Below are 26,714 nucleotides of genomic sequence, written 5' to 3' on the forward strand. Positions count from 1 at the left end.
GCGCGCATGTTCGACTTGTTTGCACAGGCATGCGCCGCGCATCCCGCGCATCCGGCTCTGGTGTCGGGCACGCTGCGCCTGAGCTATGCCGAGCTGGGGCAGCGCGTGCTGCACTGCGCCGCGCAGCTGGAACAGGCGCCCGGCGCGCTGGTCGCCTTCCAGTTGGCGCGGGCCGAGGCGGTGGTGCTGATGCTGGCGTGCCTGAGGGCGGGCAAGACGTTCCTGCCGATCGACGCCGGTACGGCGCCGGCCGTGCGCGACCAGATGCTCGGCAGCGTCGGCTGCGACACGCTCGTCGAGCAGCTCGACCTGGACAGCGGCACGCCGTCGCTGCGCCCGCTCGCGCCGACATCCGTTAGCACCCCGGCCGCGTTCGACGGCGTGATGTCGCTGATGTTCACGTCCGGCTCGACCGGCCGGCCGAAGGCGGTGATGGTGCGCGCCGCAGCGGTGCGCAACCTGCTGCATGCGCCGGACTTCTTCGCGCTGCGGCCGGACGATGTGTTCGCGACGTATTCGCCGCTGTCGTTCGACGCCTCGACATTTGAGATCTTCACGCCTCTGCTCAACGGCAATACCCTCGTCGTGCTCGACAAGAACGACGTGCTGGCCGGGCGGACGCTGGCGGCGGCGGTGCGTGCCGAAGGCATTTCCGTCATGTGGCTGACCGCCGGGCTGTTCCAGGCAATGGTGGTGGGCGGGCAGTGCGCCGGACTTGCCAGCCTGCGCACGTTGCTGGTGGGTGGCGATAAGGTCGATTGGCATGCCGCGCGGCGCTTCCTGACGCTGGCCCCGCACGTGGCCCTGTATAACGGCTACGGCCCGACCGAGAACACGGTGTTCACCACGGTGGCCCGGCTGGACGCCGCGCTGCTGGACGGCGCGCCCGGGGTGGTGCCGATCGGCCGCCCGGTGCGCGGCGTGCAATGCGTGCTGCGCAACGACGCCGGCGAGCTGCTGGCTGGGCCCGCCAGCGGGCGTCTGCTGGTCGGGGGCGCGGGGCTCGCGGCGGGCTATGTGGGCGAGGCCGGCACCGAGGCATTCCTGGCGCATCCCGAGGCCGTCGGTGGACGTTTCTACGACACCGGCGACCAGGTGCGCCGCGACAGCGCCGGCACCTGTTATTTCCTCGGCCGCCAGGACGCCCAGGTGAAGCTCAATGGCCACCGTGTCGACCTGAACGGGATCGAGCAGCGCTGCATTCAGGCCGGCCTGGCGCCGCGGGTGCTGGCGCTGTACCACGCGGCGTTGGGCGGGCTGGTGCTGGTGTGCGCCGACGGCGGCGCCGACCGGGTAACGCCGTGCAACGCGCTCGTCGAGGGCGTGCTGAGCGCCTGGGAACGTCCCAAGCGCATCGTCTACGTGGCCGAATGGGCCCTGACCGCGAATGGCAAGACCGACACCGGCACGCTGCGCGTACGTGCCGAAGCGCTGCTTGCCGCGCCGGCCGACGCGGCCGCTGGCCCCCTCCCGGACCCGCTGCTTGAACTGGCCGAGGGGCTGCTCGGGGTGCGCATTCACGACCGTCGCGCCAGGCTGTTCGCGCTCGGCTTCGACTCCGTCAGCATGCTCGGACTGCAGGCCGGCCTGAACGCGCGATTCGGCGTCGATCTGGACCTGCTCGATATTTACGAAGCGGCCACGCTGGCCGGGATTGAGGACATGCTCCGTGACCGCTGCTGCATCTGAACAGGCGTTTTACCTGCGCCAAAGCGCCAACACCGACCCCGGACCGTATGCGGGCCTGCTCGACAGCGCCGGCAACGATGTCGAGCGGGTGTTCGCGGCCGCCCGCAATGTCGTCGAGCATCATGCCGGCCTGAACAGCGAGCGGATCGGCCGCGAACGCCTGGCTGAGCTCGACATTTATACCGTGCGCGAGCTGCTGGCGCACGTGGCCGGGCACGGCGTCGGCAACCTGCGCGCGCCGATCCCGCTGGCCCACAAGGTAGTCGGCAATTGCCTGAACATTTCCAAGCTGGCCTGCGCGATGCTGCGCCAGCGCGGCGTGCCGGCGCGCCTGCGCTATGCCTACTGCAGTTATTTTTACCCGGATTTCGCCCACGAACAGACGCTGGTGGAGTACTGGGATACCGGCCTTGGCCGCTGGCTGCGCGGCGATGCGTCGATGAACCGGCCCGTGCTCGAAGCGCTGGGCAATCCGGTGCAAATCGACTTGCGCGACGTCGCCCCCGACCTGTCGCTGCCGATCGCCCAGGTCTGGCGCGACTGCCGCGCCGGGCTGGCCGATTTTGCCGGTTTCGGCGCCTCGGTCGAGAACCGCAAGCGCGCCGGCGCCGGCAATGTGGCGCTGAAGATGCTGCAGGACCTGGCCTGCCTGAACCACGTGGAAATGATGCCGTGGGACTTTGCCGCGCCGTCGGCGCGCTTCCTGCGCTCGCGCCATCTGGACTTGCCGGCCTTCGACGCCCTGGCCGCGCTGATGCTGGAGGGCGACTGGCACGACTTGCTGTACGTGAACGGCCGACTGCCGTTTTTTGCGATACCGCGCCGCGTGTTGCGGCGCAGCCCCTACACGGGATGCAGTGTAACTCTGGTAAAGGATGGAATATGGATCACGCAATGAACGACCAAATGATTGCCATCGTACGCTCGCTGTACACCGACGTATTCGACACCGGCAACTGTCCGGCCGTCAACAGCCACTATCACGACGATGCGATCTGCCATTTCAACGGCAAGGACCTGAGCATCGAATCGCTGAAGTCGTCGATGCGCGACTTCGTCGAAGCCCATACGGATATCGAGACGAAGATCGAGTCGGTATTCGCCAGCGGCGACCGTACCTTCGCGCGGCTGACGCGCAGCGTCACCGAGAAGGCAAGCGGCGTGCGGCGCCAGATCCAGCTGATGGTGGAAAAACGCTTTGTCGGCAACAAGGTGCAGGAACTGTGGTTCATGGTCGATGACGAGCAGTACCGGACAACCTGGGACCGTTGAGATGACCGCACTAGCGCAGATGGACCACCGCATCGCGGTCATCGGGACGGCGCTGGCGCTGCCGGGCGCGGACTCGCTGGCCGGATTCGAGCGCATGGCGTTCGACGCCGCGGATGCGTTCTCGGCCCGGCCCGGCGCAGCCGCAGCCGGCGAGAACTGGGTCGACCGGGCCGCCTACCTGGACGACTGGTCCGGGTTCGACTATCGCCTGTATGGCTTGTCGCTGCGCGACAGCGTCATCATCGACCCCCAGCAGCGGCTGTTCCTGCAGCACTGCTGGAAGGCCGCCGAGGCGGCCGGCTACAACCCGCTGGCGCTGCCGGCCCGCAGTGCGGTGTTCTCGACTGCCTCCGACAGCGACTTCGTGCAGCTGGCACGCGCCGCGGCGGACGATGCCGGCAACTACCATCCGTTCGAGATCGAGGTCGGCTCGAACAAGGAACAGCAGGCGCTGCGGGTGTCGCACGTGCTGAATCTGCGCGGCCCCAGCTTCGGGGTGCAGTCGGCCTGTTCCAGCGGCCTGCTGGTGCTGCACACGGCCATGCAGGCGCTGGCGCTGCACGACTGCGACCTGGCCCTGGCCGGTGGCGCCTGCCTGCCGTTCCCCCTGCACGAGGGCTATGAATACCGCCCCGGCATGAATCTGTCGCGCAGCGGCGTGATCCGCTCGTTCGACCAGGACGCCGACGGCATGGTGCCCGGCTTCGGTTGCGTCGTCTTCGTACTGAAGCGGCTGGTGGACGCCGAACGCGACCGCGACCCGGTCCTGGCGGTGCTGGCCGCGAGCACACTGAACAACGATGGCAGCAACAAGGCCAGCTACGTGGCGCCCAGCTCGGCGGCCGTGGCCGAGAACCTGCAGGCGCTGCTGCGCAAGGGCGGCCTGGGGCCGGGCGCCATCGATTTCGTCGAGGCCCACGGTTCCGGCACCTACATTGGCGACGTGATCGAGGCGGCTGCGCTGCGCCAGGTGTTTCGCGCCAGTCCGCGCGCGGCGGCCGGCACCGCGGTGGCGTCGGCAAAGGCCTCGGTCGGCCACCTCGACACGGTGGCCGGGCTGGTCGGCCTGCTGCGCGCAATCGTCCAGATCGGCCGCGGCAGCATCGCGCCGGCGGCCAATTTCACCGCGCTCAATCCGCGCATCAGTTTCGACGGGACCCCGCTGTACGTGCCGACCGCGGCCGTCGCCGCTAGCCGGCCACTCACCGGCATCGTCAATGCGCTCGGCATCGGCGGCACCAACTGCGCGCTGCTGGTCCAGTCGGCACCGCCGTCGCCGGCGGTGAGCGCGGCCGCGGGCGGCGTGCTGCCGGTGCGCGTGGGCGCAGGCAGCGCGGAACGCCTGCGCGCGGCCGTCGCACGCGCCGCTGCGGCACTGACCACCACGCACGCCGATTTCGAAGCAATCGCGTTTTCGTTGAACCGGCGTGCGCAGGGCAAACCGTTCCTTGCGCAGTTCGCGGCCGCCGACGCCAGCGCGCTGGCGGCCCAGATGGCCGCTTACGATGGCGCGGCCTTGCCGGCCACGGCGCCGCAGCCAGAGGTGGGCGCCGGCCCCCGCGCCGTCGACCTGGGCTGGAGCGAAATCGATCCGCAGGCGCGGGTCGGCCTGCCGCAGGCGCCCATGGCCGAGGTCGCGCCTGCCGGCGCCAACGATGCCGCCCAGCGCCTGCGCGCCATCTGGCAGTCGGCGCTGCTGCTGCAGGACGTGGCGCCGCAGATGTCGTTCCGTGACGCCGGCGGCCATTCGATGCTGGCGCTGACGATGCTCGACGATATCAACGGGGCGTTCGGCACGCAGCACGACCTCGACTGGATCGACCAGCACGACCGCTTCGACCAGCAACTTGCCGCGCTCGACGCGCCGTCCGGCCCTGCGCCGGCGACCCGTCTCGTCAAGCTGATCCGCCCCGCGCAGGGTACGCCGCGGCTGCGCCTGGTGCTGGTGCATGCAAGTATTTCGGGCTACGAAACCTACCGGCCGCTCGCGGCCCAGCTGGCGCCCGATATCGAACTGCTGGCGATCGATTCGCACAACCTGTATGCGGAGGAGGGGCAGCTGATCCGCGACGCGGCCGCGCTGGCCGCGCTGTATGCCGACCAGTTGCGCGCCGCGCTGCCGCAGCGCGCGGTGCCGCTGTACCTGGGCGGCTGGTCGCTGGGCGGCATGCTGGCGGACCTGATGGTGCCGTTGCTTGCCGCCGATTACCCGCTGTGCGGCACGGTGGCGATCGATTCGGTGGTGTACCGCGAGGAACATGCCGCGCTGTTCGCCGACAGCGCGCTGGCGTATTTCATGGACCAGACCAGCCTGCTGGCCGACCGCTTCGAGGCCGACCAGTTGCAGCGCCAGGCGCGCCGCCTGCAGCAGGTGTTCGCCGCCGAACGGGCGATGGCGCGCGCATTCGTGCCGGGTGGGCGGGAGCTGCCGTTCCTGAACATCGTTGCCGTCGGCACGCGTATGCCGCTCACCGAGCCGGCGCTGTTGCAGGCATTCGATCGCGCCAAGAACGACAACGGATGGCGCCGTCACACGGGCGAGCCGATCGTGCGCATCGACGCCCACCACGTACAGATCGTCGATCCGGCCCACCTGGCCATGATCGCCTTGCACATCAACCGATTCACGAGGTCCGCATGTACTACCACGTCATCCTGATGCGCTTCGCGCCGGCCGTCACGGCGCAGCAGGCCGAGCACGCCCTGCATGCGCTGGGCCAGTTGCGCGCGCAGATTCCGCAGATGCTGTCCTATTCCTACGGGCCGAACGATCCGGACAACCCGCATCAGCGCGGTTTCAGCCACGGCTTCGTCATGGGCTTCGCGGGCCGCGCCGAACGCGACCTATACCAGCAGCACCCGGCGCACCTGGACTTCATCGGCACCCATCTGGAACCGCTGCTCGACGAAGCCGTCGTGTTCGACTTCGCCGACCTGGGCGGCCGCGCATGAGCGCGCCCGTACACGAGCCGCTGGCCATCGTTGGCATGGCCTGTGCGTTGCCCGGCGCCGCCGATTACGGGGCGTACTGGCGTGCGCTGGCCGATGGCGCTCCCGCGCTGGCGCAGGACACGGCGTATGCCGAACTGTTCGATCCGGCGCGCTACGGCATCACCGAGCAGGAGGCGCGCATCATGGACCCGCAGTGCCGCCAGTTCCTGATGCTGGCCGAAGCGGCCTTCGCCGACGCGGGTTACGAGCGGGGCCAGGGCATGGGCAAGGTCGGCGTGGTGGCCTCCCAGGCCTGCAACGGCACCTATCACGATTACCTCGCCACGCTTGCCGCGCAAGGTCATATCCCCTCGTTGCCGACGCTGCTGGAAAACGTCAACCGCGGCAGCGATTTCCTGGCCACGCGGGTCAGTTATACATTCGACCTGAACGGCCCGGCCTTCAACCTGCAAAGCGGTTGCTCGTCTTCGCTGGTGGCGGTCAGCGAAGCCTGCCACCTGCTGTGGAGCGGGCGCTGCGATGCCGTGCTGGCCGGCGGCGTGGCAATTACCTATCCGCTTGACGGTCAGTATGTGTACCAGGCCGGATCGATTTATTCCGAGGGCGGCGTGTGCCGGCCGTTCGATGCGCGGGCCGACGGTACCGTGCCGGCCGGCGGCGGCGGGGCCGTGCTGATCAAGCCGCTGGCGCAGGCGCTGCGCGACGGCGACCGGATCCATGCGCTGGTGCGCGGTGCCGGCGTCAACAACGATGGCGCGCGCAAGGTCAGCTTTGCCGCGCCGTCCAGCGACGGCCAGCTGGCGCTGCTGCGCGAGACGTACTCGGCGGCCGGCGTGGCGCCGGCACGGCTGGCGTTTGTCGAGTGCCACGCGACCGGCACAGTGGTCGGCGATCCCATCGAAGTGCGCGCGTTACGGCGGCTGGTCGAAGCGTATCCGCCGGCGCAGCCGCACCGGCCGATCCTGCTCGGTTCGGTCAAGGGACATATCGGCCACCTGTTCTGGTCGTCCGGGATCGCGTCGCTGGTCAAGGCGGTGCTCGCCCTCGACCATGCGTGCTACCCGGGCACGGCCAACCTCGAGACGCCGAATCCCCTGTTGAAGCTGAACGATTCGCCCTTCGCGGTGGCCGCCACGGCCAGCGTGCTCGACGTTGACACGCACGACTGCTGCGGCGTCAGTTCAATGGGTGTCGGCGGCACCAACGCCCACGTGATCCTGCAGCGCTACCAGGGGCAGCCTGGCAGCCGCGCCCGGCTGCCAGCGCCGGACTGGCAGTTGCGCCGCTTCAGCCTGGTCCCGGAAAAAGCCGCATCCGGCGTGGCCGCCGGCTCGGCCGCGGCGCTGCCAAAGGCGCCGCCGGGCGAGGCCCAGCTGTGCGCCGCCATCGTGGCGCTGTACGAGGAAGCGCTGTCCGATACCGGATTGGATGAAAACAGCAATTACTTCGACCTGTACGGCGATTCGATCACGGCCATCACGCTGATCGACCAGCTGGACGCGCAATTCGGCATCGTGCTGACCCAGGACGATATCTATCAGCATCCGACGCCGCTGGCGCTGGCACGCCACCTGGTGACGAAGCTGGGGCGGGCGGCCGCGCCGGTCGCAGCGGAACCGCCGGCGCCCGCCGAGACGTGCCTGAATCCCTACCAGTCACGCTTTTACCTGCTGGAGAAGATGCAGCGCGGTGCCTACAGCCACTACAACGTTCCGCTGTGCCTGACCGGCGCCGTTGCGCCCGATTGGGAGCGGCTGAGCCAGGCGTTGCTGGCGGTGCTGGCCGCGCAGCCGTCATTTGCCCGTTGCCTCAAGTGGAACGCCGGCACGATCGAACTGGGACCGCCACGCGCGGAGCTGCTGGTCGCCGAGCGGCGCGAACTGGCGCCGGATGAAGACCCGGCGGCCACGTTGACGGCCTTCTTCGGCCATCGTTTCGGCCTGGAGACCGGGCCGACGGCACGCCTCTTGCTGCTGCGCCACGGCGCGCAGCACTATCTGGCCTTGAATTTCCCGCATCTGCTGATCGACGGCGTGGGCCTGGAAAACCTGCTGCGCGCGCTCGAACGCGCGCTGGCGGGGCAGAGCATGGCGGCCGTGGTCGCGCCGCCGGTGCGTGCCTGGGACGACGCCGACCAGCAGTTCTGGCGCGACCGGCTGGCCGGCGTCGCGCCCAGCACCCTGGCGGCGCGGCCGCCGCGCGGCGCCGGCAGTGCGCCGCAGTACCCGGCCGGCAGCGTCGAAGCCGTCGTGCCGCCCGCCCTGTATGGCGCGGCGCGCGCCGTCTGCCGGGCCAACAACTGCACGCCATTTGTCCTGTACTACGCCATCTTCAATGCGCTGGTGGCGCAGCAAAGCGGGGCGCGCCATGTCTTGACGGGCACGACGCTGAACAACCGCGACGGCGCCGCCCTTCAGCGGATCGACTGCCGCATCAACAACCTGCCGCTGCACGTGCCGGTCCAGGACGCGCACGACTACGGCGCGATCCTGGCGGCGACCGCCAGCCAGTTGAGCGCCGCATTGCAGCACGCGGCGGTGCCGCTCGACGTGATCGTGCAGGCCGCCGGGGGCGGCGTGCCTTACCGCATGCTGTTCATGTTCCAGAACCAGAACGACGGCTACCGGCTGGAACTGGACGGCGCGGTGTGGCGCGAGGGTGGCTGCCGCTACCAGCCGGTGTATGGCGAACTGTGTTTCCAGTTCAAGGCGGACGCCGGCGACGGGCTGCGGCTGGTCGTTCACCATGACCCGGACTATCACAGCCAGGCGGATGCGGACAGCATGATCGTCGCGTTCTTCGCGCTCGGCACCCAATTCACCCATCATTTACTGGAAGCTGACCGCCATGCTTAGTGGACGCATCACCTCGGGCTATCCCGACTTCATCGCGCGCTTCGACGGCGCGGCCGCACGCTGGCCGGAACGCACCGCCCTGCGTTGCGGCACGCTGGAATGGACCTACGCCCAGTTGCGCCAGCAGGCCATCGACAGCGCCGCGCTGCTGGCCGGCCTGACGCTGGCGCCGGATGCGGCTGTGCTGTTGTGCCTGCCACGCGGCGCGGCGCTGCTGGCGGCCATGATCGGCTGCCAGTACCTCGGCGTGCCGTACATTCCGATCGGCTGGAGCACACCGCCCGCACGCCTGCAGCAGATGCTGGGCGCGCTGCCCGGCAGCGTGGTACTGCACGACAGCGCCAGCCCGTCCCATCCGGGACTGTCCGGCATCGGTGCCGGGGTTGCCCTGGTCGACCTGGCCGCGCGCAACGCGGGGCAGCCGCGACCTGCGCATGCCGGCGGCCGCGAGGCCTACCGCATCTTCACGTCCGGCTCGACCGGCGTGCCGAAGGCGGTGATGGTCACCACGCTAGCCTGCGCCAACCTGCTCGACCATTTCAGCGTGCTGCTGGCCGACCACGCGGCGCCGCTGGTACTGTCCAGTACATCTCCCGGCTTCGATATCTTCTACCTGGAATATGCGTTGGCCCTGGCGAATGGCGCCACCCTGGTGCTGGCCGACGAGCAGCAGGCCGCTTCGCCCCAGGCGCTGGCGCGCCTGCTGACGACGCTGCGACCCGCGCTGTACCAGTCCACCCCATCCCTGCTGAAATGCCTGCTGCCCTATCTGGCGCCGGACTATCGCTTCGATACGGTGCTGGTGGGCGGGGAGGCGCTCGGCCAGCAGCTGTCAGGCACGCTGTTCGCCCGCGCGCGTCACGCCTACAACGTGTACGGCCCGACGGAAACCACGGTGTGGTCGACATGGATGCGGCTGGAGGCACCGGGAGAGCGCCGGATCGGCGTGCCTATCCAGAACACCCTTATAGCTATTGTCGATGCCGACGGTCGCGCCGTGGCATCGGGCGAGTCAGGCCGACTGCTGATCGGTGGTGACGGCCTGGCGCTCGGCTATCTCGGCCAGCCGCAACTGACTGCTGAAAAATTCGGCCACGCCATGCACGATGACGTGCTGTGGTACGACACCGGCGATATCGGCTTCATCGACGCCGATGGCCTGCTCAATTTTGTCACCCGCGCCGGCGACTACGTAAAGGTCAACGGTCACCGCATCGAATTGCTCGAAGTCAGCGACGCGCTCGAAGCGCTGCCGTTCGTGGCCGAGGCCGCCGTGTTGTGCGTGCGCGACCGGCATGACGTGGACACGCTGGCGGCGTTCATCAAGACCGATCCCCGCACGCCGTGCGCGGACCCGGTCGGCAGCGCCCGTGCCGAGCTGGCACGGCTGCTGCCGGCGTATATGCAGCCGCACAGCCTGACGGTGGTCGCCGATTTTCCGCGCAACAGTGCCGGCAAGCTCGATCGCAAGGCGCTGGCGCCGCTGGTGCAGGTTCCGGTGACGCCGGCCAGCCCGGCGACTGGCCTCGCCGGCGATATCGCGGCGCTGCTGGCGCCTTACCTGAACGTATCGCGGCTGGGCCCGGACGACAACCTGTTCGCCCAGGGGCTGACGTCGATGCACGCCGTGTCGTTCCACCTCGACCTGGCGGCGCACTGGCCGCACATCGAGCTGTTCCATGTTTTCGAGCATCCCACGCTATCGCGTCTGTCGGCCCTGGCGGCCGAGCAGCCGTGCACGGCATAACCATTCATCCAAGGAGAGTTCATGAAATCGCTGCACATTGCCGCCCTGACGCTGGCGGTCCTGGCCAGCCCGCTGGCCGCCGCCCACGGTCCCAAGTCGCAAGTCATCCATGCCAAGACGGCGGAGGCGGTGAAGTTCGGCCCCGACCTGACCGACATCCAGATCCTGATTCCGAACGACGACGGGCAGGGTACGATGACGGCCGGGACCGAACGCCTGCCGTCCAAGGTCAGTATTCCGGTGCATTTCCATCCCGGCACGGAGGAATTCATCTATATCGTCGAAGGCGAGGGTGAGGCGTCGCTCGACGGCGAGGTGAGCAAGGTGACGGCGGGCGACATCATCCTCATCGCGCCCGGCACCCATCACGGCCTGAGCAACACCGGCACGGGCACCCTGAAAATGCTGTGGAGCTACAACAACAAGAAGATGGTCGACTTCTTCCGCGAATTCAGCTTCAAGGACGCGGCCGACCGCGATGCGCGCGCCACCCGCGCGTATTGGGATGTGCTGGCCGAAAAGTACAAGAGCGCGATCGTCCTGCTGCCGCCACCAGGGGGCGCCAAGCATGACTAAGGACAGCATCCTGGCCAATGTGCGTCGCCTGCTGCCCGAGCTGGCGGCCGCGCCCGACCTTGAGGCAGGGCATACGCTGCCGGCCTGGGTGGTGGCGCGCCTGAAGGAGGCAGGTTGTTTCCGCATGTGTATGCCGCGCAGCTGGGGCGGTCCCGAGCTGACCACGCTGGAGCAGCTGGAGATCATCGAAGCCTTGGCGAGCGTCAGCGCCTCGGTGGCCTGGTGCGTGATGATCGGTTGCGATTCGGGCCTGTATTCGGGCTACCTGGAGGATGGCGCGGCACGCGAGCTGTATGGCTCGCTGGATGCGGTACAGGCCGGCTGGGTTTATCCGGGCGGGCGCGCTATCGAAACCGACGGCGGCTACAAGGTGACCGGGCGCTGGATTTTCGGCAGCGGCATCAAGCACGCCGACGTGATCGGTGCCGGTTGCCTGATCTACGAACACGGCAGCCCGCGGCTGGACGAGGGGCGGCCCGAATGGATCGTGGTGCTGGGCAAGCAGGGCGACTTTGAAATCGAGGACAACTGGGATACCACCGGCCTGCACGGCACCGGCAGCCACAACTATCACGTCAAGGGCGGATTCTTCCCGCGTGCGCACAGCTTCAGCTTCCGTCAGCCGGCGCAGCGGGCCGGCCTGCTGTGGCAACGCAACGATACCTTCCTGCGCAAGATGGCCGCCGTACCGCTGGGCGTGTGCCGCTCGGCCCTCGATTTCACGCATGGCTACCTGAAGGAGCGGCAGGATTTCAATACCCGCACGCCGCTGCGCAATTCGCCGATCGTCCAGCACAAGCTGGCCGAGTGCGAGATGAAGCACAATGCCGCCCGTGCCTACCTGTACCGTACGCTGGAACGCCAGTGGCAGTGCCTGGAAAACGGCGAAGTGCCGGACGAGCGCTTGCGCGCGGACGTCTGGCTGTCGCGCGTGAGCGCGTTCCGCACGTCGCGCGAAGTGATTCTGGCGCTGTACGACCTGGTGGGCGGGCCGGCAATCCGGCGCGGTGAGACCCCCATCGAGCGGGCGATGCGCGATTCCCTGACGTGGTGCCAGCACCTGGTGGGCAAGGAAAGCGGGTACGAGGCGGTCGGCAACCTGCTGCTGAATGGCAATGTGGCGGAAGGATTCCCGATGCTGTAGGCCTGCCACCCGGCAGGGCCGGCTGTGCACGGTGTGGACGGACCGGCGCCGGCGCGCCCCGCAAGTTTCTTTTTTTACAATTTCTGTCCCGTGCTCCCAAGGCCCTGCCGCCAGGTGGCACCGGATGGAGACGGCGATATGAGGTTACGTGGCAAGCGATAAAATTTTCCGTTGGCAAGAGCCTTTCATGCAGGTGCTGGAGGTGGTAAAGAGCGAAGCCGAGGTACTTGAAGTACTCATCGCGGCGGTGCTGGAGCTGGGGTTCGAATACTGCGCTTTTGGCGTGCGCTGGCCCCTGCCTGTCATCAGGCCGGCGGTGTCGATGATCTCCAACTACCCGGAATCCTGGCGGCAGCGTTATCTGGAAAGGAATTACCTTGCGTGCGACCCCACGGTGGCCCATGGCCTGACGTCGCAGACAGCGCTGGTCTGGTCAGATCAGGTATTCGCGGCAGCGCCAGCGCTGTGGGACGACGCCCGCGACCATGGCTTGCGCGTCGGCGTGGCGCAATCGTCCTACAATGCACGGGGCGTAGCCGGCCTGCTGACGGTCTCGCGTTCGCACGAGCAGCTCGGCGAGGCCGAGCTGCGCGAGCATGCCGCGCACTTGTGGTGGTTGTCCCAGGCCGCGCTCGACGCGATGTCGCGGGTGGCGCCGCAGAGTGGCCGGGTCGAGGCCGACATCTGCCTGACGGCGCGCGAAGTGGAAGTGTTGCGCTGGAGTGCGGACGGCAAGACCGCCAGCGATATCGCGGAAATCATCCAGATCACCGAGCGCACGGTCGGCTTTCACATCAACAATGCGCTGCTGAAGCTGGGCACTGCGAACAAGACGGCGGGCGTGATCAAGGCCGCGCTGCTGCGCCTGCTGTGACGGCGCCGGCCCGTTCCATGCTGCTCGCGCCGACCCCGGGTGCGGATGGGGCGCTGGAGCTGTTCTACACAACGTTCGACACGGCGCACTTCGACGTGGCGTGTTTTGCCGAACATGCCATCGTGCTGCCGCCGGCACTCGCGCACGCGGTGCCGAAACGCCAGGGCGAATTCTTTTTTGGCCGCTGGTGCGGCCGTGCGGCGCTGGCGTATCATGGCCGCGAGGGCACCATCGGCGTCGGGCCGGCGCGCGAGCCGCTCTGGCCGCGTGGCGTTACCGGCAGTATCACTCATAGCCACGGCATCGCCGCCGCAGTGGCAGTGCCCCGGTCGACGTGCCGCGGGGTTGGCATCGATATCGAGACTGTCGCCCAGGGCCGCAGCCTGCAGGCATTGCGCCAGGTCGTGCTGTCGGCCCGCGAGCGCGCCTGGCTGGCGGCGCTCGACTGTCCGATCGCGCCCGACACGTTGCTGACGCTGGTGTTTTCGGCCAAGGAGAGCTTCTACAAGGGCGTATTCGAGACCGTGCGGCGCTTCCTCGACTTCGACGCGATCGAGATCGTTGGCATCGACACCGAAGGGCGGCGCTTGTGGTTTGACGTGGTGCACCCGCTCGACCCGCCGTTCGTGCCCGGGTTCAGGTTTGCGGTCGGCTACACGCTGCTGGAGCAGGGGCGCGTGATGACCGATTTCCGGTGGTGACAGGCGCCGTGGCCGGCTGACGGGCCGCTATTTCAGCTCGTCATCGAGCGGATCGGCAGGCGCGGCCGCAGGAATCGTGTACTTTTCCTCAGCCCAGGCACCCAGGTCGATCTGCTTGCATCGTTCGGAACAGAAGGGGCGGAATTTGTTCTTCTCCGTCCACTCCACTTTGGTGCCGCAGGTAGGGCAATCAACGGTAGGCATGGTTCGTAAATCTTAAAACGCGCAAAGCGTGAGTTCGAAAGGGACGTCTTCTTCCAGCGGCTTCGGTTTCAGGTCGCCGCCCTGGGTGGTGAAGCGTACCCACAGCATGTATTTATTGGCCGAGATTTCGGGGATCGCACCGAGCGAGCTGTCCACGGTCAGGCGCAGCATCTGGTACACCTTGCCCTGCAACATCTGCTGATAGCTGCCGGCGTTGGCGATCATCTTCTTGGCCGCACCGGAATCGCGCAGCAGCCGCAGCACGAGCGCCAGCGCATCGAACAGCGGCGCCAGCGGCGCGAACCACGTCACGATGTCGCCATAGCGCTGCTCGGCGGAACGCTGTTGCCAGGCATAGTACGACGGCAGGTCGAATTCGCAGGCGCCGCCAGGAATGATCGTACGGCCGCGGATGCTCATCAGCCATTCGTTGTCGCGCACGTTCTGGCCCGTTTTTCCCTGGCTTGAGACCAGCGCGCCGGATACGCTGTCCACCTCGGCCAGCACGGCATCGAGCATTTCGGTCTGGACGTTCGGGTTGGAACGGTAGCCCAGCAATGTCTGGCGCTGGCGCTCCAGCTCCTGCAGCAGGTCGGATTTCAGGTCGGCGCGGCCGGCCACTTCGAGCATGTCGAAGATCGTGGACAGCGCCACGTGATGCTGCATCGGGTGTTCCTGGTGAACGAAGAACTTGAATTTGTCGTACAGATCTTCCAGCCGCAACAACGTGCGTATGCGCTCGTTGAAAGGATATTCATAGACGATCAAAGTGAATCCCTCTGTTGGTAGACCTGGAAAGGAACTCGGCACCATGGTGCAGCGGCGCGGTGCCGGCGCTCTGAAAACGACCGGCAGCACAACAGACAGGCGAAGAGGCAACTATCAGCTTCCCGAGCTCCCTGAAAGAATTCTCGTGATTCTGAACCATGCGAGGCAAAAATACAAACGTTGTTAATTGTTTCGCGCTCAGCCGGGGCCCTGTGCCGCCGCCATTCGATTGTAAAACGCATGCAGGCGGTCGATTTGCGGCGCCAGCGCGGCCAGGTCGCCGCTGTTGTCGACAACGTCGTCGGCTGCCGCCAGCCGGACCTGGCGTGGCACCTGCGCGGCCATGATGGCCCGCACTTGCGCCTCGGGCAGGCCGTTGCGGGCGATCACGCGGGCCAGCTGCATGTTCTCGGGGCAGTCCACCACCAGTACGCGCTGCAGCCGTTCGCGCCACGTGCCCGATTCGACCAGCAGGGGGATGTCGAAAATGACGTACGGCCCCGTCCCCAGCAGGCTGGCGGCATACACGGCCTCGCGGATCATCGGGTGCAGGATCGCTTCGAGGCGGCGCTTGGCGTCCGGGTCGGAGAAGACGAGGGCGCGCATCCGTGCCCGGTCCAGCGCACCATCCCGGTCGGCGAAGTCGGCGCCGAACGCCGCCAGCACCGCCGGCATCGCGGCGCCACCGGCGACCGTCAGGCCGCGCGCGATCCGGTCGGTGTCGACGATGTCCACGCCCCGCTCGGCAAACATGCGTGCCACGACGCTTTTTCCGGAACCGATGCCGCCGGTCAGGCCGACGGTAAAGCGCGCCGTTGCCGCCATCACGCGCCGCCCAGCAGGCCGGTCGTGAAACCGGCGATCTGGCCGCCGAACAGCAGCGCAATCATGCCGGCCGCGGCCAGGTAAGGGCCGAACGGAATGGGATTGCCGCGTCCCCGACCAGCAAAGACGATCAGGCCGATGCCGACGAGGGCGCCGACGACGGACGACAGCAGGATAATCGTCGGCAGCATCGTCCAGCCCAGCCATGCGCCCAGCGCGGCCAGCAGCTTGAAGTCGCCGTAGCCCATGCCTTCCTTGCCGGTGGCAAGCTTGAACAGCCAGTAGACGGTCCACAGCACCAGATAGCCTGCCGCCGCGCCGATGACGGCATCGGCCAGCGGCACGAAAGTGCCATTGATGTTGACCAGCAGGCCGGCCCACAGCAGCGGGTAGGTCAGGTCGTCCGGCAGCAGCTGCGTGTCGGCGTCGATGAACGTCATCGCGATCAGCAGGTACGCGAACAGCAAGGTGGCCAGGCCCATCACGCCGCTGCCGAACTGCCAGATCAGCAGCGCGGACAACAGGCCGGTCAACGCTTCGATGACGGGATAGCGCGCCGAGATGCGCGCCTTGCACTGGCTGCACTTGCCCCGCAACGCCAGCCAGCTGATGACGGGCACGTTTTCCAGCGCCGTGATCTTGTGGCCGCAATGCGGGCACGCGGAGCGGGGCAGCACCAGGTCGAAGCGCTCTGTGTAAGGCAGCGGCTGGCCCGATTCGGCGGCCACGTAATTGGCGGACTCGCGCCGCATCATCTCCGGAATGCGGTAGATGACGACGTTCAGGAAGCTGCCGATCAACAGGCCGAAGATGCCGGCGAGGATGGCGGCGCCAGCGGTGGCGGGTGGGGCGAACAGGTAGAGGTCCTGGAGCATGGTTGACTTTTCGGATTCGGCAGCTTCGTGGGATGAAAACCGGGGTCAGTCCCGATGGAAACGGACCCCTTGAAAACCGAAGCTTACACCACCGAACCCAACTTGAAGATAGGCAGATACATCGCCACGACCAACCCGCCGATCAGGACGCCGAGAATGACCATGATCGCCGGCTCCATCAGCGCCGCCAGCGAGGCGACCGCCTCGTCCACTTCGTCCTCGTAGAAATCGGCCACCTTGCCCAGCATGGCATCGAGCGCGCCCGATTCCTCGCCGATCGACACCATCTGCGTGACCATGTTCGGGAACACCTCCACGTTCTGCATCGCCACCGTCAGGCTCGTGCCCGTGGAGACTTCGTTCTGGATCTTGCGCGTGGCCTCCAGGTAGACGGCATTGCCGGCCGCGCCGCCGACGGAGTCGAGCGCCTCGACCAGCGGGACGCCGGCCGCGAACATCGTCGACAGCGTGCGGGTCCAGCGCGCCACGGTGGCCTTGCGGATCACGTCGCCGAATACGGGCACGCGCAGCAGCAGCCGGTCCATCGCCTGCTGCATCCTGATCGAGCGTTTCCACGACTCGAAGAAAAAGTAGACGGACCAGAACACGACGAGCAGCATGATGTACCAGTTGTTGACGAAAAATTCCGACATCGCCATCACGAACAGCGTGGGCGCGGGCAGGTCGGCACCGAAGCTGGTGAAGACTTCCTTGAACGCCGGAACCACCCAGATCATGATGACGGCCGTGACGATGAACGCCACGGCCAGGATGGCGATGGGATACGTCAGCGCCGACTTGATCTTGGCCTTCATCGCCAGCGTCTTTTCCTTGTATATCGCCAGCCGCGTCAGCAGGTCTTCCAGGATGCCGGCCTGTTCGCCGGCGCCGACCAGGTTGCAAAACAGCGGATCGAAATACAGGGGGAACTTGCGGAACGCCTGGTTCAGGCTCGTGCCCGTCTCGATGTCCGCGCGCAGGTCCATGATCAGTTTCGACACGGACGGATTGGCGTGGCCCTTGCCGACGATATCGAACGACTGCAGCAGCGGCACGCCGGCCTTCATCATCGTGGCCAGCTGGCGCGTGAACAGCGTGATGTCCTTGTCCGTGACCTTTCGCCCGGACCGGTACACCTTCTTCTTCACTTTCGTGACCATGATGCCCTGGCGCCGCAGTGTCACGTTCACCACGGCGACGCCGCCGGCGCGCAGCTCCCCGCGCACCGTCTTGCCCGTTTTGTCCTTGCCTTCCCAGGCGAAGACGGATTCCTTGACCTGGTTGCCCGTGGATGCCATCGCGCTTGTCCTCATGTTCGTCCTACTCGTTGGTGCAGCCCAGCACTTCTTCCAGGCTGGTCAGACCCGCCTTGACCTTCACGAGGCCCGACTGGCGCAGCGAGCGCACGCCCTCAAGCTCGGACTGCGCGGCGATCTGCATGGCATTACCGTGCGCCAGGATCAGCGCCTCGATTGCCGGCGTGATCGGCATGATCTGGTAGATGCCCACGCGGCCCTTGTAACCGGTGCCGTTGCACCGTTCGCAGCCCACCGGGCCGTACGGCTTCCAGCTGCCATCGAGTTGCGCCGGCCGGAAGCCGGCCCGCAGCAGCAGGTCGGTCGAGACGTCGACGGGACGCTTGCATGCGCACAGCCGCCGCGCCAGGCGCTGCGCCGTGATCAATACAATCGACGATGCGATATTGAACGGCGCCACGCCCATGTTCATGAGGCGCGTCAACGTCGATGGCGCATCGTTCGTGTGCAGCGTCGAAAACACCATGTGGCCCGTCTGCGCCGCCTTGATGGCGATGTCCGCCGTCTCCAGGTCGCGGATCTCGCCGACCATGATGATGTCCGGATCCTGGCGCAGGAAGGACTTCAGCGCGACGGGGAACGTCAGCCCCGCCTTGTCGTTGACATTGACCTGGTTCACACCGGGCAGGTTGATCTCGGCCGGGTCTTCCGCCGTCGAGATATTGATGCCCGGCTTGTTCAGGATGTTCAGGCAGGTGTACAGCGACACCGTCTTGCCGGAGCCTGTCGGACCCGTCACCAGCACCATGCCGTACGGGCGCGAGATCGCATCGAGCAGCAGCGCCTTCTGGTCCGCGTCGTAGCCCAGCGCATCGATGCCCATCTGCGCCTGCGTGGGGTCGAGGATACGCATCACCGTCTTTTCGCCGAACAGCGTGGGCAACGTGGAGATACGCAGGTCCACCGTTTTCGTCGGCGAGACGATCAGGCGCATGCGCCCGTCCTGCGGGACGCGTTTTTCCGAGATGTCCAGTTTCGCCAGCACCTTGATGCGCGACACCAGCTTGTCCTTGATGGCGATAGGCGGCTGCGCATGCTCGACCAGCACACCGTCGACACGGAAGCGGATGCGGTAGAACTTCTCGAACGGCTCGAAGTGCAGGTCCGACGCCCCCATGTTGACGGCGTCCATCAACATCTTGTTCAGGAAGCGCACGATCGGCGCATCCTCGACGTCCGTGGCCGGCGCCTCCACCAGCGCCGCTTCCTGTTCTTCGGCGAACTGGATCTCTGCCTCTTCACCGGCCAGCTCGCCCATCAGCTGTTCGCTGTTCTTGGCCAGCTCCGCCAGCAGGCGCACCAGCGCGTCGTGCGGCACGATGACGGGTTCCACCGACGTTTCGGTCTGGAACTTGATCTGGTCCAGTGCCTGCGTGTTGGTGGGGTCCGATATCGCCACGGACATCTTGTTGCCCCGTTTCGACAGCGCCACCACCCGCTGGCTCTGCATCAGTTTCGGGTCGATCGCCTTGGCGGGCAGTGCGGCCGGGGAGAGCGCCTGCAGATCCAGCATCGGATAGGCGAAGGTGTCGGCGCAGAACACGGCCAGTTCGCGGCCGCCGATCGCACCGCTGGCCAGCAGCACGTCGATGAACGGCAGTTTTTCCAGGATGGATTTTTTCAGCAGCGCGTCCGCCTGCGGCGGCGTGAGACGCCCCGCCTGCATCAAGGCACGCGCCAGGCCCGACATGGGAGCGCCTGCCGCCGTGGTGGGTTGGACTGCTGCCATAAGGACACTAATGCCGAAACTACATGAATGAAAGGGACCTGACCAACAAACGATGATGCCCGTGGGCATTATTTTTGTAAAGCGAAGACGGCCGGATTTCGGCTTCCGTTCAATGCTGTCGTAATTTGACGACTTTAATCGACTGATTCTGCACTTGCACCACTTCGATGATGCAATTGCCAATACGCACGCTGATGGGCGCATCGGGGATGTCCTGCAGCCATTCCAGCAACAGGCCGTTCAGCGTTTTCGGGCCGTCCAGCGGGAAGTTCAGTCCGAGGCGCTTGTTGACGTCGCGCAAAGCCGTCGTGCCTTCGAGCAGGCATTCGCGCTTGCTGTCCCAGCCGAAGCTGTCGGCACGGGCCGCGCTCGGCGTGGACGTGGTGAATTCGCCGATCATCTCCTCGATGATGTCGTCCAGTGTGACCAGGCCCTGCACTTCGCCATACTCGTCGACGATGATGGCCAGGCGCTCGCGGTTCTCCTGGAAGTTCTGCAACTGTGCGAACACGGCGGTGTCCTGCGGAATGAAGTAGGGCTCGGACAGCAGCGCACGGAAATGGTCCGCCGTCAGCTCGTCTTCCTCGTTCAAGAGGCCAACGGCCTTGCGCACGTGCAGGATGCCGACGATCTGATTGATTTCGCCATCGTAGACGGGCAGCTTGTTGTGATAGCACGTCGTCAGTTGCTGCTTGATCTCGTCGACCGGCACCGCCAGGTTCAGGGCCTCGATCTGCGCGCGCGGCGTCATCACGTCCTCGACGGAGATGGTATCCAGGTCGAACAGGTTCAGCAGAATACTCTTGTGTTTTTGCGGAATGAAATTGCCACTCTCCAGCAATACCGAGCGCAGCTCTTCCGACGACAGCCCGCCGTCCTGCGGGTTCAGCGCCGCCTTGACGCGAAACAGCCGGAACAGCGTCTTGACGAACAGGTTGACGAACCAGATCACGGGAGACATCGCCCGCAGCAGCGGGCGCAGGATGACGCTGGCCGGCAGCACGATCTGGTCGGCATAGCGGGCGCCGACGATTTTCGGCGAGATCTCCGCCAGCACGATGAGCATAAAGACCACGGCGCCGGTGGAAATCAGGATGACGTGTTCTTCCAGGCCGAAGGCATTGATGGCAATGGCCGTGACGAGGGCGATCGCCATCGCGTTCAGCAGCGTGTTGGCAATGAGGACGAGCGACAGCAGCTGTTCGGTACGTTCAAGCAACCACAGGGTGGCAATGGCGCGACGGCTGCCGCGCTTTGCCTCGTGGCGCAAACGGAAACGGCTGGCCGCCATCAGGGCGGTTTCGGCCATGGCAAAGAAGGCCGACAGGAAGATCAGGCAGGCGAGTGCAAGAATCTGCACCCATAAGGGAATGTTGTCCAAAGCGTGGGAGAAGTGGCGCGGATTGCGGCCGCAGAGCGTCAAATTCTACGGTAACGGGGTGGGCGGTGCAAGCAGCGTCCGGCTGACCCCGCCAATGGGAGAGTTGCAGGCGTGCTCACTACATGACGGTTGCGCTATGATGAGCCGAACCATACGAGGAGGGCAATGCATGCGCAGGATGCTGATCGGGTTGGCGGTGTCGATGGTCTGTGGCGCGGCGGCGGCGGGGGTGGCCGATACCGCGTTGCTGGCAAAGGCGGAAGCGCGCAAGGCGCCCGCGCTGGCATTGCTGGAGAGGCTCGTCAATATCGATTCCGGCACGTTCAACGGCAAGGGGCTGGACGACGTGGGCGCCATCGCCGCGGCGGAACTGAAAGGGCTGGGCTTTGCCGTGGAGACGGTTCCCGCCACGCCCGCGCTGAGCAGGAACGTCGTCGCCACGCTGGACGGCCAGGGCCGTGGCCGCATCCTGCTGGTGGCGCATATGGACACCGTATTCGGCGACGGCACGGCAAAGGCGCATCCGTTCCGCATCGACGGCAAACGGGCTTATGGTCCCGGCATCATGGATGACAAGGGCGGCATCGTCATCGGCATCGAGGCGCTGCGGGTGTTGCGCGAAGGCGGATTTGCAGACTTCAGGCGTATCACGGTGCTGCTCAATACGAATGAAGAAACGGGCTCGCATGGCTCGCGTGCGCTGATCGAGCGCCTGTCGAAAGCGCACGATATCGTCTTCAACCTGGAGCCGGGCCGGCCGGCCGACGGCCTCGTGGTCACGCGCAAGGGCAGCGGCGACATCGAACTGGCGGTGCGCGGCAAGGCCTCGCATGCCGGCGTGGCGCCGAAGCAGGGCGTCAATGCGGCGCTGGAAGCTTCCCACCAGCTGGTGCAGCTGTCGAAACTGGGCGACGACGCCAAAGGCACGACCGTCAACTGGACCGTCATCAAGGGCGGTGAGCGCAGCAATGTGATCCCGGACCAGGCCACGGCGCAGGCGGACGTGCGCGTGGTGCGGGCCGAAGAATTCGACCGCGTCGAACAGGACATGCGGCGCATCGCGGCAAGGCAGCTGGTGCCGGAAGCGAAGGTGGAGATCGCGCTGAAACGCAGCTTCCCGCCCATGCCGCCCAGCCCCGTGACGGATGCAGTGGCGCGCGCCGCGTCGGACATCTACGCGGAACTGGGCCGCAAGCTGACATTGGAAAGCTCCGGCGGTGCGGCCGATTCGTCGATCGTGTTCGCGGCCGGCGTGCCGACGATCGACGGCCTGGGCATCGTCGGCGGCGGCATCCATACGCTAGAGGAGTATGCGGAGGTGGACAGTATCGCGCCCCGCATCTATCTGCTGGCGCGGCTGCTCCAGCAGTTCGGAAAGGACCCTCAGCTGCCCCGGTAAGTCGAGTACGACCAGGGCGAGACCACCAGGGGCACGTGGCAGTTCTGGTCGGTGTGGGCGATGCCGAAGGCGATGGTGACGACGTCGATGAAGCGCGGTACCGGCAGCTCGACGCCCGCCTGCGCGAAATAGTCGCCGGCGTGGAAGGCCAGTTCGTACTGGCCTGCATGCAGCGCGTCGCCTTCCAGCAGCGGCGTGGCGCAGCGGCCGTCGGCATTGGTGACATCCGTTTTCAACAGTTGCCGGCTGCCGGCCCGGACGGCATACAGGTGGACCGTGACGCCGGCGCCGGGGCGGCCGTGGGCGGTGTCGAGAACGTGCGTGGTGAGTTTTCCCATATCGATTCCAGTGACAGTCGTATGCATCGGATCATATACTGTTGTGAGCTGGACAATATATCGTTGTGCTGATGGAGACAGGACGAAAAACATGATGATCAGGTTTGCGTATCCGGGTGTGCTGTTGCTGTCCTTGGCGACGCCGGCGTTTGCCGCCTCCGCGCTGCCGGCGGTAGCGCACGTCGAGGGCGGTGCCATCGAAGGCACCATCAGCGACGGCGTGCGCGCCTTCAAGGGCGTGCCGTTTGCCGCGCCGCCTGTCGGCACATTGCGCTGGAAACCGCCGCAGCCGGTGCAGCCGTGGAACGGCGTGCGCCCGGCAAAGGATTTTGGCAACCGTGCGATGCAGCTGCCGCTGTTCGCCGACATGGTGTTCCGCTCGCCCGGCACGGACGAGGATTGCCTGTACCTGAACGTCTGGACGCCGGCGGCGCGGGCGAAGAAAAAGCTGCCGGTCCTGGTCTACTTCCACGGTGGCGGCCTGGCAGCGGGCGACGGCTCCGAGCCCCGCTACGATGGCGCCGCGATGGCGCGGCAGGGCATCGTCGCGCTGACGGTCAACTACCGCCTGGGCGTGTTCGGCTTCCTCGCGCATCCTGAACTGAGCGCCGAAGGGCCCGTGCGCGCCTCCGGCAACTACGGCCTGATGGACCAGGCGGCCGCGCTGCGCTGGGTGCAACGCAATATCGCGTCGTTCGGCGGCGATCCGGCGCAGGTGACGATTGCCGGCGAATCGGCCGGTTCCTATTCCGTCAGCGCGCAGATGATCAACCCGCAGGCGCGCGGCCTGTTCGCGCGCGCGATCGGCGAGAGCGGCTCCGTGCTGGGCCGGGAACCGCTGCCCACGCTGACGCAGGCGGAGCAGCAGGGCGTGGCATTCGCCGGGGCGGCGGGGGCGACGTCGCTGGCCGAGCTGCGGGCGATGCCGGCGCAACGCCTGCTGGAAGTCGTCCGCCAGCCCGGCATGCCATGGTTCGGCATCGTCCAGGATGGCGCCGTCATCGAACGCGCGCCGCTGGAGACGTACCGCCGTGGCATGCAGGCGAAAGTGCCGCTGCTGGCCGGCTGGAATTCGCAGGAGATGCATGCGGGCGCGATCCTCGGCAAGGAAGCCGTCACGAAGGAGAACTTCGCGGCCGCGCTCGAAAAACTGTATGGCGACTCCGCCCGCGACGCCGCGCGCGCTTACGACTACGACGTCGCGGAGGCGGCGCGCGACCTGGCCAGCGACCGCTGGATCGTCTACGGCACGTGGAAGTGGATCGACCTGCACAGCCGCATCGCGCCGACGTACCGCTATTACTTCTCGCGGCCCCGTCCGGAGACCACCGCCGGCAAGCCGGCCGATGCGGGCGCCGTGCATTCGGGCGAAATCGAGTACGCGCTGGGTAACCTGGACGGCAACAAGGTCTACCGCTGGAGCGAGGACGACCGCCGTGTCTCCGCCACGATGCAGGGCTACTTCGCCAATTTCATCAGGACGGGCAATCCGAATGGCGCCGGCATGGCCAATTGGCCGGTCGTCAATCATCCCGCGCCGAACGTGATGCGCATCGACGTGCGGTCCGCGCCGTACAACCCGCGCGACCGCGAGCGCTTCGAGTTCCACGACCGCCAGCAAGAGAAACCATGAGCACTTATCCACGCGACCTGGTCGGCTACGGCCGCACGCCGCCGCACGCGAACTGGCCGAACCGCGCCCGGGTGGCGCTGCAGTTCGTGCTGAATTACGAGGAGGGCGCCGAGAACAGCGTGCTGCATGGCGATCCTGCCTCGGAGACGTTCCTGTCCGAGATCGTCGGAGCGGCGGCGTTCCCGGCGCGGCACATGAGCATGGAGTCGCTGTACGAGTACGGCTCGCGCGCCGGCCTGTGGCGCCTGCTGCGCATGTTCGAGGAGCGCCGGCTGCCGTTGACGGTGTTCGGCGTCTCGATGGCGTTGCAGCGCAATCCGGAAGCGGTGGCGGCGTTCCGCGAACTGGGGCACGAAATCGCCTGCCACGGGCTGCGCTGGATCTCCTACCAGAACGTGGACGAGGCAACGGAGCGCGCGCACATGAAGGAAGCGGTGGACACCATCCGCGACCTGACCGGCAGCGCGCCGCTGGGCTGGTACACGGGCCGCGACTCGCCCAACACGCGCCGGCTGGTGGTCGAACACGGCGGCTTCCGCTACGACGCCGACTACTACGGCGATGACCTGCCGTTCTGGCAGCGGGTCGAACACACGGGGGCCGATGGCCAGCCGGCCGTGACGCCGCAACTCATCGTGCCGTACACGCTCGACACCAACGACATGCGCTTCGCCGCCATGCAGGGCTTCAACAGCGGCACGCAGTTCTTCGATTACCTGAAGGATGCGTTCGACGTGCTGTACGCCGAAGGCGATCCGCATGGCATGAACCGGCCCAAGATGCTGTCGATCGGCCTGCACTGCCGGCTGGTGGGGCGGCCTGCGCGGGCGGCCGCGCTGGCGCGCTTCCTCGATTACGTGCAGGGCCATGCGGACGTGTGGATCGCCCGGCGCATCGATATCGCCGAGCATTGGCACACGCACCATCCGTTCGACGGCGCCTGAATGGCGGTGGACACGGCGCTGATCGGCAAGTGGCTGCGGGCGCGCTCGATCTGCCACGGCCTGCCGCCGCCCGTGTCCGACCGGGGCGGCTGGCGGCTCGACACGGCGCAGCCGGGCGAACTGCGACGCTACGTTTTCGGCGCCCCTTGCGACGGATTGCGCGAGCTGGGCGAGTCGATCGTCATCCCGCGCGTGTACCTGAAGCTGTGCGGCGACGCGGAAGAACTGCGCGCGCTGCTGCCGTCGCGCTGGCATCTGGACGAGCCGCGCCACGTGATGGTCGCCGACGAATGGCCTGCCGCCGCACCGCTGGCGCCGGGCTGTACGCTGCGGCTCACGCGCGTCGGCGTCGTGACCACAGCGCACGTCGTTACCGATGCCGGCGCCATCGCCGCCAGCGGCTACGCGGCCGAGTGGGGCGGCGTGTTCATCTACGACCGCATCGAGACCGCCCCGGCGCACCGGCGGCGCGGGCTGGCTGCATGCGTGATGGGCGCATTGCGGCAGGTGCGGCGCGATGCGCAGGCAATCGAAATCCTCGTTGCCACGGACGCCGGACAGGCGCTGTACACGTCGCTGGGATGGCGCACGATCTCCCCGTACAGTACGGCTTTTATCCCTGCATGAGAGTTGTATAATTGCATCCTGTGAATAAGATAAGCATTTGAGGCACTGTCTCCGTTGCCGGTATTCCTGATCCAGCAGGAATATCTCCGATATAAATCGTCAAGTTGAATGGGAAGTCTTGATGAGTTCAGAGAATGACACCTTCCTGCCACGGGGCGCGATGGCGTTTCCAGGGCCTGAATTGGTCTTTAGCGAGGATCAGCAGGATCTGGCTTCGTATTTATTGCCCCTGCTGTCCGTAAGGCTGGACGATATAAGGCCATCCGATCCGGCCTGGCGCGGCTTCCTGCACGTCCTCGCGCCCGCCGAGCCTGTATATGGGGTAATCGGAGGCGAAACGGAGCATGCCCACGCCCCATTGCTCAGACCGAACTGGATCGGCTTTACCGTGAAAGACGGCCGGTATAGTCTCGCAGGCGATCCGCGTTTCTTTGTTTCCCACCCCGATAACCGGGATCTGGAGCTGCAGGAGTCTACGCGCGCGGACATCCTGAAAGGGCGCGACGAGGCTTTTGCCATGCTCGCCGCCGCGCGTGAACGCTACGAACGCGATGGTACGTTGCAGCGGGTCGATTGGGACGAACCCGGAGAAGAACCGCAGCCGCAGGAATGGGTGGAGCAATACGGCGGGCCTGTGGATGCCTTGGGAAACTGGGTGGAGCTGGGAGATTTCCCCATGAGCTTCGAAGACAGCAGTGATGGCGGAGAGGCGGAACAGTATGCCTATCCGGTAAGCCCTGCCGGCCACCGCTTTCATCACGTGGTGACGATTCCCGGTCACTGCTATCTTCCGGACCAACCTTGTATCCTGCTTTTCTTCGAGCCGATCGAGCAACTGGCATTGCTGACCTTCGACTGGTCATGA

Annotated in this window: 24 protein-coding genes; 16 read left to right on the plus strand and 8 right to left on the minus strand. The window is 66.4% G+C overall.

Features of this window, described 5'->3' with window-relative positions; genetic code table 11:
- Positions 1-6: 6 nt before the first annotated feature.
- The 11 genes from E1742_RS21190 (at position 7) to E1742_RS21240 (ending at position 13,810) form a co-directional block, all read left to right on the plus strand.
- Entirely contained in the window at positions 7-1,689 is a 1,683-nt protein-coding gene (locus E1742_RS21190; protein WP_134387109.1) for a non-ribosomal peptide synthetase, read from the plus strand.
- Positions 1,670-2,587 carry a transglutaminase-like domain-containing protein gene (locus E1742_RS21195; RefSeq protein WP_134387110.1) on the plus strand — a complete coding sequence of 306 codons (918 nt, stop codon included), beginning with the start codon at positions 1,670-1,672 and terminating at the stop codon, positions 2,585-2,587. Before E1742_RS21190 ends, E1742_RS21195 begins: the two co-directional genes overlap by 20 nt.
- Positions 2,584-2,961, plus strand: coding sequence for an ester cyclase (locus E1742_RS21200; RefSeq protein WP_166793528.1), 378 nt, complete (start codon positions 2,584-2,586; stop codon positions 2,959-2,961). The genes E1742_RS21195 and E1742_RS21200 overlap by 4 nt, the downstream gene beginning before the upstream one ends.
- A gap of 1 nt (position 2,962) precedes the next feature.
- Positions 2,963-5,620, plus strand: a complete 2,658-nt coding sequence (locus E1742_RS21205) for a beta-ketoacyl [acyl carrier protein] synthase domain-containing protein (RefSeq protein ID WP_166793529.1) — start codon at positions 2,963-2,965, stop codon at positions 5,618-5,620.
- Positions 5,599-5,913 (plus strand): Dabb family protein, encoded by a 315-nt coding sequence (locus tag E1742_RS21210; protein ID WP_166793530.1) that lies wholly within the window; start codon positions 5,599-5,601, stop codon positions 5,911-5,913. Before E1742_RS21205 ends, E1742_RS21210 begins: the two co-directional genes overlap by 22 nt.
- Positions 5,910-8,768 (plus strand): beta-ketoacyl synthase N-terminal-like domain-containing protein, encoded by a 2,859-nt coding sequence (locus E1742_RS21215; RefSeq protein ID WP_134387114.1) that lies wholly within the window; start codon positions 5,910-5,912, stop codon positions 8,766-8,768. Before E1742_RS21210 ends, E1742_RS21215 begins: the two co-directional genes overlap by 4 nt.
- On the plus strand, positions 8,761-10,515 hold the full coding sequence (locus E1742_RS21220) for a non-ribosomal peptide synthetase (RefSeq protein ID WP_134387115.1): 1,755 nt from the start codon (positions 8,761-8,763) through the stop codon (positions 10,513-10,515). The genes E1742_RS21215 and E1742_RS21220 overlap by 8 nt, the downstream gene beginning before the upstream one ends.
- Positions 10,516-10,536: 21 nt before the next feature.
- A complete protein-coding gene (locus tag E1742_RS21225; protein ID WP_134387116.1) occupies positions 10,537-11,091 on the plus strand; it encodes a cupin domain-containing protein in 555 nt (184 codons plus the stop codon).
- Positions 11,084-12,235: an acyl-CoA dehydrogenase family protein gene (locus E1742_RS21230; protein ID WP_166793531.1), complete on the plus strand. Its 1,152-nt coding sequence runs from the start codon at positions 11,084-11,086 to the stop codon at positions 12,233-12,235. Before E1742_RS21225 ends, E1742_RS21230 begins: the two co-directional genes overlap by 8 nt.
- A gap of 187 nt (positions 12,236-12,422) precedes the next feature.
- A complete protein-coding gene (locus tag E1742_RS21235; protein ID WP_134387118.1) occupies positions 12,423-13,109 on the plus strand; it encodes an autoinducer binding domain-containing protein in 687 nt (228 codons plus the stop codon).
- 17 nt (positions 13,110-13,126) lie between these two features.
- Positions 13,127-13,810, plus strand: coding sequence for a 4'-phosphopantetheinyl transferase family protein (locus E1742_RS21240; protein ID WP_134387119.1), 684 nt, complete (start codon positions 13,127-13,129; stop codon positions 13,808-13,810).
- Positions 13,811-13,837: 27 nt separating this feature from the next.
- Here E1742_RS21240 and yacG read toward each other — a convergent pair whose 3' ends face one another.
- From yacG to E1742_RS21275, 7 genes are all read right to left on the minus strand, one after another.
- On the minus strand, positions 13,838-14,014 hold the full coding sequence (gene yacG / locus E1742_RS21245) for a DNA gyrase inhibitor YacG (RefSeq protein WP_134387120.1): 177 nt from the start codon (positions 14,012-14,014) through the stop codon (positions 13,838-13,840).
- Positions 14,015-14,026: 12 nt separating this feature from the next.
- Positions 14,027-14,782: a cell division protein ZapD gene (zapD, locus tag E1742_RS21250; protein WP_134387121.1), complete on the minus strand. Its 756-nt coding sequence runs from the start codon at positions 14,780-14,782 to the stop codon at positions 14,027-14,029.
- Positions 14,783-14,980: 198 nt separating this feature from the next.
- Positions 14,981-15,607 (minus strand): dephospho-CoA kinase, encoded by a 627-nt coding sequence (gene coaE / locus E1742_RS21255; protein ID WP_134387122.1) that lies wholly within the window; start codon positions 15,605-15,607, stop codon positions 14,981-14,983.
- On the minus strand, positions 15,607-16,482 hold the full coding sequence (locus tag E1742_RS21260) for a prepilin peptidase (protein WP_134387123.1): 876 nt from the start codon (positions 16,480-16,482) through the stop codon (positions 15,607-15,609). The genes coaE and E1742_RS21260 overlap by 1 nt, the downstream gene beginning before the upstream one ends.
- Before the next feature lie 83 nt (positions 16,483-16,565).
- Entirely contained in the window at positions 16,566-17,795 is a 1,230-nt protein-coding gene (locus tag E1742_RS21265; RefSeq protein ID WP_134387124.1) for a type II secretion system F family protein, read from the minus strand.
- Between the two features lie 7 nt (positions 17,796-17,802).
- The gene (gene pilB, locus E1742_RS21270; RefSeq protein WP_134387125.1) at positions 17,803-19,527 is read right to left on the minus strand and encodes a type IV-A pilus assembly ATPase PilB; all 1,725 of its coding nucleotides are present in this window, start codon (positions 19,525-19,527) and stop codon (positions 17,803-17,805) included.
- A 109-nt stretch (positions 19,528-19,636) separates the two neighbouring features.
- Positions 19,637-20,908, minus strand: coding sequence for an HlyC/CorC family transporter (locus tag E1742_RS21275; RefSeq protein WP_134387126.1), 1,272 nt, complete (start codon positions 20,906-20,908; stop codon positions 19,637-19,639).
- A 169-nt stretch (positions 20,909-21,077) separates the two neighbouring features.
- Between E1742_RS21275 and E1742_RS21280 the strand changes: the two genes are divergently transcribed.
- The gene (locus tag E1742_RS21280; protein WP_134387127.1) at positions 21,078-22,307 is read left to right on the plus strand and encodes a glutamate carboxypeptidase; all 1,230 of its coding nucleotides are present in this window, start codon (positions 21,078-21,080) and stop codon (positions 22,305-22,307) included.
- Here the strand turns inward: E1742_RS21280 and uraH are convergent.
- Positions 22,292-22,645 (minus strand): hydroxyisourate hydrolase, encoded by a 354-nt coding sequence (gene uraH / locus E1742_RS21285; RefSeq protein ID WP_134387128.1) that lies wholly within the window; start codon positions 22,643-22,645, stop codon positions 22,292-22,294. The genes E1742_RS21280 and uraH overlap by 16 nt on opposite strands.
- A 91-nt stretch (positions 22,646-22,736) precedes the next feature.
- Between uraH and E1742_RS21290 the strand changes: the two genes are divergently transcribed.
- From E1742_RS21290 to E1742_RS21305, 4 genes are all read left to right on the plus strand, one after another.
- On the plus strand, positions 22,737-24,278 hold the full coding sequence (locus E1742_RS21290) for a carboxylesterase/lipase family protein (protein ID WP_229466167.1): 1,542 nt from the start codon (positions 22,737-22,739) through the stop codon (positions 24,276-24,278).
- Positions 24,275-25,222 carry an allantoinase PuuE gene (gene puuE, locus E1742_RS21295; protein ID WP_134387129.1) on the plus strand — a complete coding sequence of 316 codons (948 nt, stop codon included), beginning with the start codon at positions 24,275-24,277 and terminating at the stop codon, positions 25,220-25,222. The genes E1742_RS21290 and puuE overlap by 4 nt, the downstream gene beginning before the upstream one ends.
- On the plus strand, positions 25,223-25,849 hold the full coding sequence (locus E1742_RS21300) for a GNAT family N-acetyltransferase (protein WP_134387130.1): 627 nt from the start codon (positions 25,223-25,225) through the stop codon (positions 25,847-25,849). It abuts the gene before it with no gap.
- 121 nt (positions 25,850-25,970) lie between these two features.
- A complete protein-coding gene (locus E1742_RS21305) occupies positions 25,971-26,714 on the plus strand; it encodes a hypothetical protein (RefSeq protein WP_134387131.1) in 744 nt (247 codons plus the stop codon).

This window comes from Pseudoduganella plicata, assembly GCF_004421005.1.
In the GTDB taxonomy this organism is placed as follows: domain Bacteria; phylum Pseudomonadota; class Gammaproteobacteria; order Burkholderiales; family Burkholderiaceae_D; genus Rugamonas; species Rugamonas plicata.